Annotated in this window: 14 protein-coding genes, 2 tRNA genes and 1 rRNA gene; 10 read left to right on the forward strand and 7 right to left on the reverse strand. The window is 52.7% G+C overall.

The genetic code is table 11. The annotated features are described in order from the left end of the window. Window positions 1–3 precede the first annotated feature (3 nt). The 3 genes from rrf to dkgB all read left to right on the forward strand — a co-directional run bounded on the left by rrf (window position 4) and on the right by dkgB (window position 1,218). Window positions 4–119, forward strand: a 5S ribosomal RNA gene (rrf, locus tag ACWWFX_RS19610). 56 nt (window positions 120–175) lie between these two features. Continuing rightward, window positions 176–252 (forward strand) — tRNA-Asp (locus ACWWFX_RS19615). Window positions 253–414: 162 nt separating this feature from the next. Continuing rightward, entirely contained in the window at window positions 415–1,218 is an 804-nt protein-coding gene (gene dkgB / locus ACWWFX_RS19620; protein WP_276223043.1) for a 2,5-didehydrogluconate reductase DkgB, read from the forward strand. On the opposite strand, the gene yafC is transcribed toward dkgB, so the two are convergent. After that, window positions 1,215–2,126, reverse strand: coding sequence for a DNA-binding transcriptional regulator YafC (gene yafC, locus ACWWFX_RS19625; RefSeq protein ID WP_276223041.1), 912 nt, complete (start codon window positions 2,124–2,126; stop codon window positions 1,215–1,217). The two genes, dkgB and yafC, sit on opposite strands and share 4 nt — an antisense overlap. Window positions 2,127–2,231: 105 nt before the next feature. On the opposite strand from yafC, the gene ACWWFX_RS19630 reads away from it, so the two are divergent. The 3 genes from ACWWFX_RS19630 (at window position 2,232) to ACWWFX_RS19640 (ending at window position 5,203) form a co-directional block, all read left to right on the forward strand. After that, complete coding sequence (locus tag ACWWFX_RS19630) at window positions 2,232–3,407, forward strand: MFS transporter (protein ID WP_276223040.1); 1,176 nt, start codon at window positions 2,232–2,234, stop codon at window positions 3,405–3,407. Window positions 3,408–3,550: 143 nt separating this feature from the next. Next, window positions 3,551–4,354: an endonuclease/exonuclease/phosphatase family protein gene (locus tag ACWWFX_RS19635; RefSeq protein WP_041686313.1), complete on the forward strand. Its 804-nt coding sequence runs from the start codon at window positions 3,551–3,553 to the stop codon at window positions 4,352–4,354. Window positions 4,355–4,432: 78 nt separating this feature from the next. Beyond that, window positions 4,433–5,203: a class I SAM-dependent methyltransferase gene (locus tag ACWWFX_RS19640; protein WP_473224555.1), complete on the forward strand. Its 771-nt coding sequence runs from the start codon at window positions 4,433–4,435 to the stop codon at window positions 5,201–5,203. Between the two features lie 47 nt (window positions 5,204–5,250). Here the strand turns inward: ACWWFX_RS19640 and mltD are convergent, their stop codons facing one another. Both mltD and gloB read right to left on the reverse strand, forming a co-directional pair. After that, window positions 5,251–6,618 (reverse strand): murein transglycosylase D, encoded by a 1,368-nt coding sequence (mltD, locus tag ACWWFX_RS19645; protein ID WP_473224556.1) that lies wholly within the window; start codon window positions 6,616–6,618, stop codon window positions 5,251–5,253. Between the two features lie 71 nt (window positions 6,619–6,689). Then, window positions 6,690–7,445 (reverse strand): hydroxyacylglutathione hydrolase, encoded by a 756-nt coding sequence (gene gloB / locus ACWWFX_RS19650; protein ID WP_276223033.1) that lies wholly within the window; start codon window positions 7,443–7,445, stop codon window positions 6,690–6,692. A 32-nt stretch (window positions 7,446–7,477) separates the two neighbouring features. On the opposite strand from gloB, the gene ACWWFX_RS19655 reads away from it, so the two are divergent. Then, window positions 7,478–8,200, forward strand: coding sequence for a class I SAM-dependent methyltransferase (locus ACWWFX_RS19655; protein WP_276223031.1), 723 nt, complete (start codon window positions 7,478–7,480; stop codon window positions 8,198–8,200). Here ACWWFX_RS19655 and rnhA read toward each other — a convergent pair. Next, window positions 8,197–8,664 carry a ribonuclease HI gene (gene rnhA, locus ACWWFX_RS19660; protein WP_015965807.1) on the reverse strand — a complete coding sequence of 156 codons (468 nt, stop codon included), beginning with the start codon at window positions 8,662–8,664 and terminating at the stop codon, window positions 8,197–8,199. The two genes, ACWWFX_RS19655 and rnhA, sit on opposite strands and share 4 nt — an antisense overlap. A 63-nt stretch (window positions 8,665–8,727) precedes the next feature. On the opposite strand from rnhA, the gene dnaQ reads away from it, so the two are divergent. The 3 genes from dnaQ to ACWWFX_RS19675 all read left to right on the forward strand — a co-directional run bounded on the left by dnaQ (window position 8,728) and on the right by ACWWFX_RS19675 (window position 10,692). Beyond that, the gene (gene dnaQ / locus ACWWFX_RS19665; RefSeq protein ID WP_276223027.1) at window positions 8,728–9,459 is read left to right on the forward strand and encodes a DNA polymerase III subunit epsilon; all 732 of its coding nucleotides are present in this window, start codon (window positions 8,728–8,730) and stop codon (window positions 9,457–9,459) included. A 130-nt stretch (window positions 9,460–9,589) separates the two neighbouring features. Further along, a tRNA-Asp gene (locus ACWWFX_RS19670) sits at window positions 9,590–9,666 on the forward strand. 240 nt (window positions 9,667–9,906) lie between these two features. After that, a complete protein-coding gene (locus ACWWFX_RS19675) occupies window positions 9,907–10,692 on the forward strand; it encodes a lipoprotein YafT (RefSeq protein WP_473224557.1) in 786 nt (261 codons plus the stop codon). 141 nt (window positions 10,693–10,833) lie between these two features. Here ACWWFX_RS19675 and ACWWFX_RS19680 read toward each other — a convergent pair whose 3' ends face one another. From ACWWFX_RS19680 to tssM, 3 genes are read right to left on the reverse strand one after another with little or no spacing between them, the layout of a single operon-like run. After that, on the reverse strand, window positions 10,834–11,313 hold the full coding sequence (locus tag ACWWFX_RS19680; RefSeq protein WP_473224558.1) for an Hcp family type VI secretion system effector: 480 nt from the start codon (window positions 11,311–11,313) through the stop codon (window positions 10,834–10,836). Window positions 11,314–11,330: 17 nt separating this feature from the next. Then, window positions 11,331–12,689 (reverse strand): VasL domain-containing protein, encoded by a 1,359-nt coding sequence (locus tag ACWWFX_RS19685; RefSeq protein WP_473224559.1) that lies wholly within the window; start codon window positions 12,687–12,689, stop codon window positions 11,331–11,333. A gap of 10 nt (window positions 12,690–12,699) precedes the next feature. Beyond that, entirely contained in the window at window positions 12,700–16,227 is a 3,528-nt protein-coding gene (gene tssM / locus ACWWFX_RS19690; protein WP_473224560.1) for a type VI secretion system membrane subunit TssM, read from the reverse strand. Between the last annotated feature and the right edge of the window lie 2 nt (window positions 16,228–16,229).

Below are 16,229 nucleotides of genomic sequence, written 5' to 3' on the forward strand. Positions count from 1 at the left end.
TTGCCTGGCGGCACTAGCGCGGTGGTCCCACCTGACCCCATGCCGAACTCAGAAGTGAAACGCCGTAGCGCCGATGGTAGTGTGGGGTCTCCCCATGCGAGAGTAGGGAACTGCCAGGCATCAAATTAAGAAGTACGACTGATAAAAATCAGTCATAGTGACAAAGAAATTCGGTGGAGCGGTAGTTCAGTCGGTTAGAATACCTGCCTGTCACGCAGGGGGTCGCGGGTTCGAGTCCCGTCCGTTCCGCCACTTATTAAGAAGCCCTGAGTTAACGCTCAGGGCTTTTTTTCGTCCACTGATTGATTATTGCGTTATCAGCAAAAATCCTCTGCATTTTTCACTCTTTTTCTCCCCCATCCGTATCGCCATAATCCTCTTTACTATCAAAACAAAGGATTTAAGAGGAACACTATGTCTATCCCTGCATTTGGTCTTGGTACTTTCCGTCTGAAAGATGACGTGGTCATTGCTTCGGTAAAAACCGCGCTGGAACTGGGTTATCGCGCGGTTGATACCGCACAAATCTACGATAACGAAGCCGCCGTGGGTCAGGCGATTGCTGAAAGCAGCGTACCCCGTGAAGAGATCTTTATCACCACCAAGATCTGGACCGAAAATCTGAGCAAAGAGAAGCTGATCCCAAGCCTCAAAGAGAGCCTTAAAAAGCTGCGTACCGATTATGTCGATTTAACGCTGGTCCACTGGCCATCGCCAAACAACGCCGTCTCTGTCGAAGAGTTCATGCATGCGCTGCTGGAAGCCAAAAAACAGGGCCTGACGCGTGAAATCGGTATCTCTAATTTCACCATCCCGTTGATGGAGCAGGCGATAAGCGCGGTTGGTGCTGAGAATATCGCGACCAATCAGGTCGAGCTTTCCCCGTACCTGCAAAACCGGAAAGTGGTGGACTGGGCGAGTGAGCACGGCATTCACATCACCTCTTACATGACGCTGGCTTACGGCAAGGCGCTGAAAGATGAAACCATTGTGCGTATTGCCGCAAAACATAATGCTACGCCAGCACAGGTGATTCTGGCATGGGCGATGGGGGAAGGTTACTCGGTGATTCCTTCTTCTACCAAACGTGAAAACCTGGCAAGTAACCTGCTGGCGTTGAAACTGCAACTGGATGGCGAAGACAAAAAAGCGATCGCTGCCCTGGATTGCAACGATCGCCTGGTCAGCCCGGAAGGCCTGGCGCCGAACTGGGATTAACTCTCCTGCGTGCGGGTAGCAAAGCTGCCCGCATGTTCACTCAGGAAATCAATGAATGCCCGGATACGCGGGCTCACCGCTTTATCACTGTAATACACTGCGCTAAACGGCATCTCGACCGGTACCCGCTGTTCGGCGAGCAGTTCCACGAATTCTCCCCGCTCCAGTTCCTTCGTAATCATGTAATCCGACAGACACGCAATCCCATTTCCGTTCAGGCAGAGTTGTTTAATGGTTTCTCCACTATTGGACGACAGCCCACTGGTAATTTCATGCAACTGGCCATCACAACAGGAGACCGGCCAGGTATTCAACGTAGCCGGTTCGGTAAAGCCTAAACAGAGATGATCCTTAAGATCGGCGACGGTATCAGGTTTACCATGACGCGCGATGTATTCCGGCGAGGCGACTATCTTGCGATAACTGGTAAATAGCGGCCTGGCGCGCAGGCTGGAATCGCTTAACGCCCCGGCTCGAATCGCCACATCGACCTTTCTCTCAATCAGATTGATAAACGTCTCCGAGGAGACCAGCGAAAGCGTGATTTCCGGATAGCGTTCGCGAAAGGGCTTAATCAGCGGCGTCAGGAAATTGAGCGTCACGGGCGTCGCGGCATCCACACGTAGCACTCCACGCGGTACGCGGCGCGTCTCCATGACTTCATCTTCAGCAGCGGCCATCTCCTGAAGAATCACCTGCACACGGCGGAAATAGCGCTCGCCTTCTTCCGTCAGGCTGAGCTGGCGCGTCGTGCGGTTGAGCAGGCCGACGCCCAGCTTAGACTCCAGTTTTTTTACGGCCCGGCTGACCGCCGAGTTGGCCTGGCCGAGCTGCTCCGCCGCACGGCTGAAGCTGCCGCTTTCGACGACGGCAACGAAAATGGCAATTTCTTCTGAGGTTGCTTTCATTGTTGCACCTGATGCAAAATTCAATTGAGATTTTGATGGTTTTTGTTATTAAAACATCCCGGCATACTTCGTGTCATCTTAATACTGAATGATGTGGAGTAAATTATGCCTCTGGCTTTACTTGCGTTGACTATCAGTGCCTTTGCGATAGGCACAACGGAATTTGTGATTGTTGGACTGGTGCCAACCATTGCTGACCAGCTATCTATCTCTCTGCCGTCCGCCGGCCTGCTGGTTTCTATCTATGCATTAGGTGTCGCCATTGGCGCACCGGTTCTGACTGCACTCACCGGTAAACTGCCGCGCAAACAGCTGTTGCTGGGGCTGATGGTGCTGTTTACGTTGGGTAACCTGCTGGCCTGGCAGGCTCCGGGCTATGCCACGTTAGTGTTGGCTCGCCTGATGACGGGCCTGGCGCATGGCGTATTCTTCTCAATTGGCTCCACAATCGCCACCAGCCTGGTGCCGAAAGAGAAAGCTGCTTCCGCGATTGCTATTATGTTTGGCGGGCTGACCGTCGCGCTGGTGACCGGTGTACCGTTAGGCACGTTTATCGGTCAGCACTTCGGCTGGCGTGAAACGTTCCTCGCGGTCTCCATGCTGGGCGTGATTGCCTTAATCGCCAGTGCGATTCTGGTGCCGAATAACATTCCCAGCCGTGCGCCAGCCAGCCTGCGCGAACAGGTTAAGGTGCTGACACATCCGCGTTTACTGATGATTTATGCGGTAACCGCGCTCGGCTACGGTGGCGTATTTACGGCGTTCACCTTCCTTGCGCCGATGATGCAAAACCTGGCCGGTTTTACACCGAGTGCAGTGAGCTGGATCTTACTGGGGTACGGGGTTTCGGTGGCCATTGGCAATATCTGGGGCGGCAAGCTGGCAGATAAACATGGTGCGGTGCCGGCGCTGAAATTCATCTTTGCTGCGCTGATGGTTTTGCTGTTGGTGTTCCAGTTCACCGCCTCGATGCAGTATGCCGCGCTGGCGACGGTGCTGGTGATGGGGATATTTGCTTTCGGTAACGTTCCGGGTCTGCAGGTCTATGTGGTACAGAAAGCGGAGGAGTACACGCCTTCAGCGGTTGACGTGGCTTCCGGGCTTAACATCGCCGCCTTTAACATTGGCATCGCATTGGGTTCTATTATCGGCGGCCAAACGGTAGAGCATTATGGCCTGGCGCAAACCCCGTGGATTGGCGCTGTGATTGTTCTGGTTGCTCTGTTACTGATTGGCCTGAGCGGTCGCCTGGATAAGACGCCTCGCGTAGTATTAGGCTAATACAAACCGAGTAAGCACTTGCTTACAGAAGTTCACACAGCTTTATCGCGATTGGCGTTGAAACTGTAAGCAAAAATCCCTATAACTGAAGAACCACCCTGGAAACAGGTTGGTTCTTTGTTTATTGAGGTCAAAAAAAGAAAGTGCGAAAAAATACCTATGCTATGCGTTACATTGCCGGTCAACCTGCGGAGCGAATTTTGCCTCCGCCTGGGATGTATGCAGGTATGGGGCAGGCACTGCCCGCGGGTACACCGTTAAGTACTGAAGAAAATATTCGCGTTCTGGTGTGGAACATCTTTAAGCAGCAGCGAGCCGAATGGTTGTCGGTGCTGAAAAATTTTGGCAAAGATGCCCACCTGATGCTGCTTCAGGAAGCGCAAACCACGCCCGAGCTGGTAAAGTTTGCGACCACCAACTACTTAGCCGCGGATCAGGTTCCTGCATTCGTCCTGCCACAGCATCCCTCTGGTGTGATGACGCTCTCCTCTGCGCAACCGGTCTATTGCTGCCCGCTGCGCGAGCGCGAACCTATTCTGCGCCTGGCAAAATCTGCGTTAGTGACCGTTTACCCACTTCCTGACTCGCGTCTGCTGATGGTGGTGAACATCCACGCGGTGAATTTCAGCCTTGGCGTCGATGTTTACAGTAAACAACTGCTGCCAATTGGCGATCAGATTGCGCACCACAGTGGCCCGGTGATTATGGCCGGTGATTTTAATGCCTGGAGCCGCCCGCGCATGAATGCGCTCTATCGCTTTGCCCGCGAAATGTCGCTGCGCGAAGTACGTTTTTCCGATGACCAGCGCCGTCGCGCGTTTGGTCGCCCACTCGATTTTGTCTTTTATCGCGGTTTGAATGTGCACGATGCATCGGTTCTGGTGACGCGTGCTTCCGATCATAACCCGCTACTCGTCGAATTCAGTCCCGGCATACCTGTCAAATAGAGGTGCGTCAGGTCTGCCATGGGCAGACCTGTTCCTTCAGTGCTGCCCTTTATTTCAAACACAACCAAGGACAGCACAATGACAACACATTCCCACCATGACAACGTTGAAAAACAGTTTGGCTCTCAGGCGCAAGCCTATTTAACCAGCGCGGTACATGCCTCTGGCCGTGATTTACAGCGGCTGAAAGCCCGTCTGAGGGATTTTCCTGAGGCTCACCTGCTGGATTTAGGCTGCGGTGCAGGACACGCAAGCTTTGTCGCGGCGGGTGAAGTGGCGCAGGTCACGGCTTATGATTTATCCAGCCAGATGCTGGCGGTGGTCGCTCAGGCGGCAACGGAGAAGGGGCTGGATAATGTCTCTACCCGTCAGGGTTATGCCGAATCATTGCCTTTTGAAGCGGCTAGTTTTGATGTGGTGATTAGTCGCTATTCGGCGCACCACTGGCACGATGTGGGTCAGGCCCTGCGGGAAGTGAAGCGAGTACTGAAGCCGGGCGGTACGCTGATTATTATGGATGTGATGTCACCGGGTCATCCGGTACGCGATATCTGGCTGCAAACGGTTGAAGCGCTGCGCGATACTTCCCACGTTCGCAACTACTCCAGCGGTGAGTGGCTGGCGCTGGCGGCAGAAGCCGGGCTGGCGGTGGATAATCTGATTACCGACAGGTTGCCGCTGAATTTCGCTTCATGGGTTGAGCGTATGCGCACGCCTGCGGCGCTGTGCGAGGCGATACGGCTCTATCAGGAGAGTGCGTCTGCGGAGGTGAAAACGTGGTTTGCGTTACAGGAGGATGGCTCCTTTACCAGCGATACCATCATGTTTGAAGCGCATAAAGCACGCTAGAAACAAAAAAGGCACCGGAAAACGGTGCCTTTTTTCTTATTTGCCGATCAGGAATCCGGACGGTCGTTATTTTTCACAAACAACGTCAGCTGATCGCCGGGTTTCAGGTTGTCAGTATCATCGTTCCAGCGCATCACATCTTTGATGTTCACACCGTGACGTTTAGCAATACTGGACAGCGAGTCGCCTTTACGCACGCGATAGGTAATGCTATCGCTGTTTTTAGCAAGCAGCGCTGCGCTGTTACCTGCGCCAACCGTTAAGCTCTGACCAATCTTCAGATTATTGCCGCGCAGGTTATTCCACTGCTTCAGGTCGCTTGCGGACACGCCGAGACGTGATGCGATACCTGACAGGGTGTCACCTGAGCGCACTTTATAGCTGCGGCTCTGCAATGGCGTATTGTCAGCAACCAGCGTTGGCTGGACTGCGGCAATATCACCTGAAGCCAGCGATTCACGCAGCTGGTCAGCATGCTTCTGCGGTACCATCACGTACTTCGGGCCACTTGCGCCCAGCGTGGAGCCTTTTACGCCCGCGTTAAACGTCTTCAGCTTGTTGACTGAAATACCTGCCATATCGGCCAGTTGTTTCATTTCAACAGGGCTATCGAGACGTACTCGCGCCAGTGCACGGCTTTCATCTGGTGTTGGCAGTCGCACACCGTAACGTTTACTGTTTTTGAGAATATCGCTCAAAGCCAGCATTTTCGGTACGTAAAGCTTGGTTTCCTGAGGCAGCGGCAGCGACCAGAAATCGGTGGGTTTACCACGCGCTTTGTTCGCTTTCATTGCCTTCATTACACGGCCTTCACCGCTGTTGTACGCCGCCACGGTTAATAACCAGTCGCCGTCAAACATCTTGTTAAGACGCTGCATCATGTCCAGCGCTGCTGTTGTGGAGGCAACAACATCGCGACGTGCGTCGTAACTGCGGGTCTGTTTCAGACCGTAATTGCGCCCTGTGCTCGGAATGATCTGCCAAATGCCTGCGGCATTGGCGCCAGACGTTGCGTGCGGGTCAAAAGCGCTCTCCACTATGGGTAGTAATACCAGCTCCATAGGCATGTTACGTTTCTTAACTTGCCCGGCTATCCAGTACATATACGGCTCTGCCCGTAAAGTTACATCGTGGAGATAGCTCTTATTGCTTAAATACTTCTGTTTCTGTTCGCGAATCCGGGTATTTTCCGGAATTCCCATCTTTAGCTCGTCGCCAATGGAAGCCCACAAGTCCTGATCCTGCGCGTAGAATGTCCCATCGTCCATCCACCGCGCCTGACTTGCAAACTTACCCGCTTCTCCTTGACTAGCCGCAGAAAGGCTCTGTGCGTGCTGTTGGATATTGCCATCGTGCTTTGACGCCTGGCACCCCACGAGCAGGACAGAGGCGAGTAATATCGCTTTTGCCTTCATGTGTGTGTCAATAGTTGCTTAAAAGACGACCGATCATAACGGCGAACTTTTCAAAACGCAACCGTGAAGTATCAGAAGTTGTCTTTCTTTGCCCTTAACCATGCAAAACGCTCAGAAGGTTGTAGCAATTTTGTTTCTTTTGAAATTTCATTAATAAAATCAGTGTCATCCGTTCTTAAAAAAATATTATTACGACGCTCATTTTTCAGAGTAACGGGGAGTGTCTTTTGATTTTTAGCACGTAACTCCTTAACTTCTCGATAGTATTCATTTATGAACAAATCATGTGGTAGGATACTCAGGGCAAACTTCATATTTGATAAAGTGTACTCATGTGCACAACAAATTAACGTATCGTCAGGAAGCGCGCTTATTTTCTTAAGTGATTGATACATTTGGATTGCTGTGCCTTCAAAAAGCCGCCCGCAGCCGCCAGAGAACATAGTATCGCCGCAAAATAGATAAGGCATGTTAAAGAAACAGATATGTCCTAAAGTGTGACCTGGCGTGGCGATAATACAAAATTCCTGTCCGAGAACGGACACATTGTCCCCTTCAGCGACCACTTTAGTGGTTCCCTTATCTTGCGTTTCGGCAGGGCCATAGACCTCAATATGTGGAAAATGCTGACGCAATTCGGCCACGCCGCCAACATGATCGGCATGGTGATGGGTCAGGAAAATCGCTTCCGGCTGCCAGTTATTTTCTTTTATTGCACGCAGAACCGGTGCGGCCTCGCCGGGATCGACAATCAGGCAGCGGCCTGCGTCGTCGCTCAGAACCCAGATGTAGTTGTCCTGAAATGCGGGAATACTGTTAAGATTCATAAATTACCTCTTAAAACGAACGGAAGGTTGTGATGAAACCGGCAAGGATACCTCAAACAGTCGCAGCGCCCGGTCATTGGGCTGAAATGCCCTGGGGTGAGTATTATCGCGAGGCGCTGGAGCGTCAACTGAAACCCTGGCTTACGAAACTCTATGGTTTTCATTTGCTTAAAATTGGGAACCTGAGCGCAGAAATTAACACGGAAGCCTGCGCCATCTCGCATCAGGTTAACGTCTCGCTGGCAGGAAATCCGATTCAGGTAAAAGCCGACCCGCTGCAATTACCCTTTGCCGAGAAGTCGGTAGATGCCTGCCTGCTGGCGCATACGCTTCCCTGGTGTTCCGATCCTCACCGCATGTTGCGGGAAGCAGACCGCGTGCTGATTGATGATGGCTGGCTGATTATCACCAGCTTCAACCCCATCAGCCTGGTCGGTTTACGCAAGCTTGTCCCGGTGCTGCGTCATAAAATCCCGTACAACAGCCGCATGTTTACCCTCACGCGTCAGTTGGACTGGCTGGCATTGCTTAATTTTGAAGTACTGCATCAGGGAAGGGTGCAGGTTTTGCCCTGGACGAAGCAGGGCGGAAAACTGTTAAGCACGCATCTGCCGGCATTAGGTTGCGTGCAATATATTGTGGCGCGTAAGCGGACGATCCCCTTGACGCTAAACCCGATGAAGCAGAACAAAGCGAAAAGCCGCATCACACAGGCCGTGGGCGCAACGCGTCAATATAAAAAGCCAAACGCTTAAGCGTCTGGCTGGTATCCAGTATCTTCCTGAGTGGGCGAAGACGCCGCCGCGCGCGCCAGTTCATCACAGCGTTCGTTCTCCGGATGCCCGGCGTGACCTTTTACCCACATCCAGCGAATTTCATGCTGGCCAAGCGCCGCATCCAGACGTTTCCACAGATCGACATTCTTAACAGGTTTTTTATCTGCGGTTTTCCAGCCGCGCTTCTTCCAGTTGTGGATCCATTGTGTGATCCCCTGACGTACATACTGACTGTCGGTGCTTAATACCACTTCACAGTGTTCTTTCAGCGCCTCGAGTGCGACAATTGCCGCCATCAGTTCCATGCGGTTGTTGGTTGTCAGATAATAGCCTTCGCTGAAGGTTTTCTCCTTCTGACGATAGCGTAAAATGGCGCCATAGCCGCCAGGCCCTGGATTACCGAGGCAAGAACCATCGGTGAAAATTTCTACCTGTTTAAGCATCTCTGGTAGACTTCCTGTATTGAAATCGGCACGTAAACGACAAGTCTGACATAAATGAACGATATGAGCACTGCAATTACACGACAGATCGTCCTCGATACGGAAACCACCGGTATGAATCAGATCGGGGCGCACTACGAAGGGCACAAGATCATCGAGATCGGTGCCGTCGAGGTGATCAACCGTCGTCTGACCGGAAATAACTTCCACTTTTATCTCAAGCCCGATCGGCTGGTGGACCCGGAAGCGTTTGGCGTTCACGGTATTGCCGATGAGTTCCTGCTGGATAAACCGACCTTTGGCGAGATTGCCGACGAGTTTATGGATTACATCCGTGGGGCTGAACTGGTCATCCATAACGCATCGTTCGATATCGGCTTTATGGACTACGAGTTTGGCAAGCTGAATCGCGGCATTCCGAAGACCAATACGTTCTGTAAGGTGACCGATAGCCTGGCGCTGGCGAGGAAAATGTTCCCCGGCAAGCGTAACAGTCTCGATGCCTTATGTTCACGTTACGAAATAGACAACAGCAAACGTACTCTGCACGGAGCATTACTCGATGCCCAAATCCTGGCCGATGTTTATCTGCTGATGACCGGCGGCCAGACATCGATGGCTTTTTCGATGGAAGGCGAGGGGCAGCAGCAGGCGGGCGATGTCGGGATTCAGCGCGTTACCCGTGCTGGAAGCAAACTGCGCGTTGTTTTTGCCTCTGACGAAGAGCTGGCGGCACACGAGTCCCGTCTCGATCTGGTGCAAAAGAAGGGCGGAAGCTGCCTCTGGCGAGCGTAAAACACCTGTTTTTGCTGTGAAAATAGTCACGTGGGCGATTTTTGCAGCAAACGATTCAAAACGTCATAAAAAGCGTTGACGATTCCGAGGCTAACCCGTAATATTCGCCTCGTTCCCAAGGGAACACAGCGGAGCGGTAGTTCAGTCGGTTAGAATACCTGCCTGTCACGCAGGGGGTCGCGGGTTCGAGTCCCGTCCGTTCCGCCACTATTCAAAAGGCCTGAATCAGCAATGGTTCAGGCCTTTGTCGTTTCTGGTGGTTTGCAATCGTCTTAACTTCCCTCCGAAATGTATCTATTTTTTTTATATATCCAGTAAAACATTTGCCAAAACTATAGTTTAAAACGTAAGACTATTATCAGATTAATTTTCTCTTTATTACGTGAACATAAGTTTATAATCTATACCGCTATTGAAAGTGTGGCCTTTAACGGTTAGGGAGAAATTATGTTTTTCAGGGATGCTATTATTTTATCTTTAACATCATTGTTATTGATGGGCTGTATGTCTAAGTCATCTATTGATGCCAAAAAAACAGGAGCAGTTTCGTCAAAAAATGTTAATAGTAAAGATTCCGGTGCGTACTTAACGGACAAAGATATTTTTGGTAATGAGACTACCCTTGCTGTATCTGAAGAAGATATCCAGGCTGCATTAGAAGGAGATGAATTCCGAGTTCCCCTTAATTCTCGTGTGATCCTGGTTCAGTCCGGAAGCCGTGCGCCAGAATCGATAATGCAGCAGGAAATGAATAAATATTATATGGTCGCAACATTTTCAGGTATTCCGGATAGACAGAAAATAGGGGCCTGTAATAAAGATAAAAATAAAGATGATAATCAAGATGGGGCTATTGCTGACAACATGAATTGGATGCAGGCGCTGCGATTTGTTGCCGCAAAAGGTCATCAGAAAGCCATCGTCGTTTATCAGGATACATTACAGGCAGGAAAATATGATTCTGTGCTGAAATCAACGGTGTGGTCCGACTATAAAAATGAAAAACTTACCGACGCTATTTCACTACGTTACCTGGTACGTTTCACGTTGGTGGATGTGGCAACGGGTGAGTGGGCCACATGGTCGCCGGTGAATTATGAGTATAAAGTGCTTCCGCCACTTCCTGGGAAAACACAGGCCAGTGTCACTGATGTTACTGAACAACAAATTACACAGTTTAAGCAGAGAGCATATACTTCGATGGTGAAGGACCTGGTTAACCGCTACGAGTGATTAATTCTTGCTGCCGCCAGGAGGTTATGGTTGCAGCAAGATGGGATTGTAAGCATTTCGGAACGTAAACCGAATATTTTATCCAAAGTCCAGCAATCCAGGCTGGATTATTATCCGAATGGCTTGCAGTCCTTGATGTCTTTAGAAAATTCGCTCACTCCACAGGCTGTACGCACTGGTTCCGGCGATGCTATGCTCCCAATTAATGCTCTCATAGGTAAATGACACAGATTCTTCCGGCTGTCCTGGGCTGTCGTTAATGGTATGGGGAACGGAAAGGCCGATGTTTGAAATCCGGGCGTTAGTCAGTTTTAACTTGTAGTATGGTTCATTAATACCAAATCGGTTGGTGCGGTAGAATACAAAACCACAGGCTAGACATTCATTCTCTGAAATGGCCTTTCCCAGCAGGGGGGAGGATTTGTCCACCGGTTTCGTGATGGTAAGCTCCTGGTGGTTGACGTTCTGTGCGCGGCTCAGACCATGCGACAATGAGGTCACCATAATTTGATCCTGATGTGCAATTTGGGCTTTGTTACCGATGGACGGCATAGATGAACATCCGGACGATATCAGACCCTGAAGTTCTCCATTCAATGTCAGATAGACGAGATTTGCCATTATTGTTCTCCTTAACTTCAATGAATTGGATGGATTGGTCCGGTTCTGTTATCCGTTGCCATATCCTGTCCGGTATTTTTCAGCAGCAGCCAGCGGCTTAACAGCCCGTCCAGCCTTTCGTTGATCTCTTTTTCCAGCGCCTGTGTGTCCTGACCCAGTGCACGAGTCTCCTGGTACTGCGTCAGAATGTATTCCAGCGGTGTTTCCTGATTAAGTAACCGTTCTGCCTGCCAGGTCACCGTTTTGATATATGAGAGGGTGAATCCCTGTTTCTCCGTCTCCTTCTTCATCATCAGATCCGCAAAATCCCGTAAATTCTGCCGCGCCTGTTGCCAGCCCTTCATCTGCGGACTGGCTTGCGCTCGGTTTCTCAGCGTGTTACTCCACATCCGGCTGGCTTCCTGCTGTTGTAGGCTTTCCGGCCAGAGGGAGTCTGCGGTGTGCATCATCTGCATTCCGGTTTCCAGCGGTTGTAGTGGTGGGGCATTCAGAAGCTGTTGCAGGTAAGGTTCATATTCCTTTATTGTCGGTGAGGTCAGCCAGACTGTGGCAGCTCCCTGCGCGGTATCCCTTACTTGCGCAAGCTGCTGCTGCATTGGGGACGCCTGCCACCACCAGAGCGCGGCGGCGAAAACGGCAGTAGTGGCGGCACCGGCAACAAAACCTTTTACCATGCCGCCCTGCCTGACGTTGTCGGCGTTATCTGCCACACCACGCACCTCCACCCGCATTTTCGGCAGGTCGGGAAGGGGAGGCATGGCTTCCGCTGTCACGGAGTCTGTGCTTTCCGGCGCATAGACCAGCGTTCTGACCGTTGTCTGTGCCGCCCTATCGGTACGATTTCCGGGCTGTGGCTCAAACCGCTTACGTGTGTTCTGCACAAAATAAAGCAGGTTTTCCACGCGGGGCTGGCGCTTCAGTTCCACCTGTTGGAGTTTGTCGCAGATAAGCTGCAAAGCTCGTTCCGTGCGGTAGAGCAACGGCAGATCGTCTTCGGAAAAGGACACCTGCTGGCGCAGGATATTCCCGGTGCGGGTGTTGAACCAGTCCAGCATCTCAGTTCGCGCCGGGCTACCCTGCGGCCAGAATTTATCCCATTCGTGGTTGATCATCGCCGCCAGCAGTTCCGCGCCTTCACAGAACCCTGCCAGTCCCTGATTACGGGTACGCGCCAACGTGTAATAGGTGGCGGTATGCAAATCCACTCCGTTGGCCTTAAAAATCGACAGCGCCAGAGACTCCACCAGTTTCCAGTTCAGCTCCGGCTGTGACGGGTGATTAGCCTTGTTAATTTCTTCGCGGACGGCGCTGAACTCCGGCAGGGCGCGCGGATCGCTGCCGGTAACGATAGTTTGTGTCAGTGCGTTGTTGCTCATCACAACCCCCTTAATACAACGTATCCGGTAAACGGAACTGGCTGAACAGCCCGCCGGTGAACGGGTTGTCCTCGGTATCCACATGTACCCGGTAAACCATCGCGCCGCCGTCCACAGCAAACCGCACGTTAAAGGTGTCACTGGTCACGTTGGTTAACTGGCCCGCGCCGAACAGGCGGAACTGCGCCCACGGTCCGCTGAAGGCGATACTGCGCGGTGCTCCGCCGCTGGTGCCAATCAGCGTCAGCTTGCTTTCATTGCCTTCACGCATGTTGTTCGGCCAGACCAGATGGGCGGTATAGTTGCGTCCCTGGCTGTAGTCCACTAACTGGCCGTCCAGGTTAAGTACGCTGCGCCGTTTATTGCCGGAAAGCGACACCGTTTCCACGGCAAATTGTGTGCCCAGCCCGTTCTGCTGGCTGAAGAAGATGTCGCGGATTTTCTGCGCGGTATCCAGTTGTTGCCGGATATCTTCACGGATCAGCACCCTACCGTCCTCGCCAAAGGTCAGATCGTTTTCCAGGAACAGGCGCAGGTTGTCTTTATAGAATGTGTCCAGAATGCCATCCGGTTTAAAGAAACGCTCAAACGCATCCAGTGAGGCATCCTGTGGGGCGCGTGGATTAAACGGATAATTGTCGGCAAGCTGTTCGTTGAAGGGTTTTACTACATTGTCGCGCCAGTCCACTTCCATGTAATGAACGGCTTCCACCATCACCACATGCCAGGCCTGATCCGCCAGTTTGCCCACCCAGCGGTTAAGCGGCGCAGGCAGAGTTTTTGCCATCTGGCGGGTGGCGAAGATTGGATCGCTGCTGTTTTGATCCAGCCGCAGTTGTACTGCTTTCAGCGCCGATTTCCCCGGCACTGGCGAGTTCTGGATCGCCAGCAGGTAACGGTGCAACTCGGTCAGTTGCTGGTACACGGCCTGTAGCGTACTGGCCTTCTCCTTTTGCTCCTCCAGTGCGCTGTTTTCCGGCGCGAACTCATGCCCCAGCCGGGACAAGAGGCGGTAATCCATCTCATTTATCGCCGCTTCCCGCTCCTTATCGTCCAGTTTGCCGGAGAGCGTCAGCGCGTGGGTATTATCGCGCAGCGCCGTCAGCGCACGCTGGAACGGCTGATCGCCGCTGATAATCTGTTCCAGCGCGTCGGTCAGCTCCGGCATGGCCTCATAGTCACGGACGTTGAGGTTATCCATTCCGGCACGCCAGGTGGCGGTATAGTCGCTGATATACTGTTCGGTAATATGGCGCTGGATCTCTTCACGATCGGCCTCGCTGTAGGCGACGCTTTGCGTCAGGTTCAGTACCCACGAATCCAGCGCGGTCAGTTCAACGAGGCCCTCACGCTGTTTGACAAAATAGCTTTGCAGGCCATAGCGGGTGAGAAACTGCGGGATGACCAGTTTTTCATCATTACCAGCGACGAAAACTTTGTCGAAGGTGGGGCCAACCTGGTCGCGCAAATTCAAATCGGCGGGCAACACGCTTAATGCTTTGGTGCGCAGGGTCTGGTAGACACGCTGGTATATAGGCAGCTTGCTCAGTTCATGTTGTGCATTAATGACCGGTTTATCATAGGGTGTCCAGCGGCTGACAGCATCGCTGTCACCGGACTGGCGCTGCGCGTGCCAGTCCGTGTGCTCAAGCGCATACTCCAGATGCGCCATCAGTTGCGCCTGAATATCTCGCTGGCCGTGAAATTTATTGCTCCAGCGCCGCGCCATGTACTGTTTTACCGCCTCGTTGTTGCGCCCGCTTTTGTCTTCCATCATGCGCACTACGCGCAGTACAGCGAGCTTTTCTTCGCTCTCAGGCGGGGCATTGTTCAGATCCCGGATCAGGCCGTTCATTAACGAGGGGAGATAACGCTGCTCAAGAAGCTGAATGTAGGTTTGTTCCACATATGGCCCTACGCGGACGCCCTGGTACAATCCCATATCCGCCAGAAAACCGTGATCGCGGTAATCGCCGTAGGCGAGGGTGGCATCGCGTACCGGGTTGAGCAATGGCAGTTGCAGATTGCCAAATTCATCGGTTCCCTGCGGTGGTGGGACGTCCATAAAGGCTTTCGCCTGTGCAAGTACGTTAACGCCGGACTGCCAGTTCTGGTTGTAATAATGATGCCAGCCACCGACCAGCAATGCGGCCACCGCTGCACCACAAGTAGAAAAGGCGGTTAGCCTACGACGGGATCTACCCAGCCAGACGCTATTTTCACTCGCAAGGTTTGGCTCGGCCAGCAAGACTTCCGGGAAGAGGCGGCGGGTGAAATACGGAGCTGTCTCCACCATAGGCCAGGTCATCAGCGAGCTATTACCCAGTCCATACTGGCGGGCGGCGGACTGCGTGAAAAGATCGTCTACCTGGCCGCGCTGTAGCGAGGATGTGAGCCAGACGCCACGCAGCATTACGTCCATGTTCTCACCATCCAACAATGCGGCGAGCAGTGAGGCGACGATTTCTCCCGTACTCTGCATCTGACGAGAGAAACTGAACACGGCGCTGCGCAGTGCAGCACCGGTCTGCACAAGCATCAGGTCTGCCAGAGCCAGGTTCATCTGTTGCCCCCACGTCTGCCAGAAGGCGCTCAGCTCGCTGCGCCAGTCATCATTTTCATGAGCGCGGCGGGTAAACGTGACGCCGAGAATCGCATCGCGGTCCTTTTTATCCAGCGAATGGAACAGTGCGGCAAAGCCGGTCAGTTGATCCAGCCGGGTCAGCACCACATAAACGGGCAACCGGCAGTGCAGGCACTGGCGGATCTCCTGGAGTTGTTGACGCAGATTTTGTACCAGTGCTTCGCGGCGGGGTTTATCCGCCGTCAGCAGATCGGGAAGATCGAGTGTCAGGATCAGACCGTTGAGCGGTTGGCGTGCGCGTGTTTGCATCAGCCATCCCAGCCAGTGTTCGCGCAGGCGGCGGTGGAGCAGATCATCCCCTTCTGGGGAGGTCAGTACGCCGTCAACATCGAAAATCACCGCCTGGTTGCCCACTTGCGGTGTAATAAGCGGATGGTATTCCGTACCCCTGATGCTTTCCGGCGTGTAAATAATGTCAGATGGAAAGCCCTCTCGCAGCAGAGCGCTTTTACCGCTACCCGCAGGACCAATGACCATATACCACGGCAACTGCCACAGATAACGGCGGTTATCCAGATGGCGACGCAGGCGCAGTAGCCAGTGATCCAGATATTGTTGTTGGTGGTTGAGTTCCACCGTCAGTGGATCTTTTTCTTCCTCGCGCTGTTGTTTCTGTTGTTTTTCCAGCTTTTGTAGACGCTTCATCACTCGCCAGGTGAGCCAGATCAGAGCGATAAGTCCCCAGACGGCGGTCGCCAGCCAGCGGTTTGTTAGAGGCGCCAGCCAATGCTGCTCATAGAGCGTCCATTTCGGGCCTTGCCACCAGATCCACACCAGCAGAAAAACCCATGCCAGCGCCAGCAGCCAGGCGGCGGAAACTTTAAACCGCGGCATCGCTGGCCTGAGCGCAGATCTCAACGTGCTGAACAGTCGGGATGTGGGAAATTTGAACACAG

This window comes from Pseudocitrobacter sp. 2023LY-00077 (assembly GCF_055796175.1).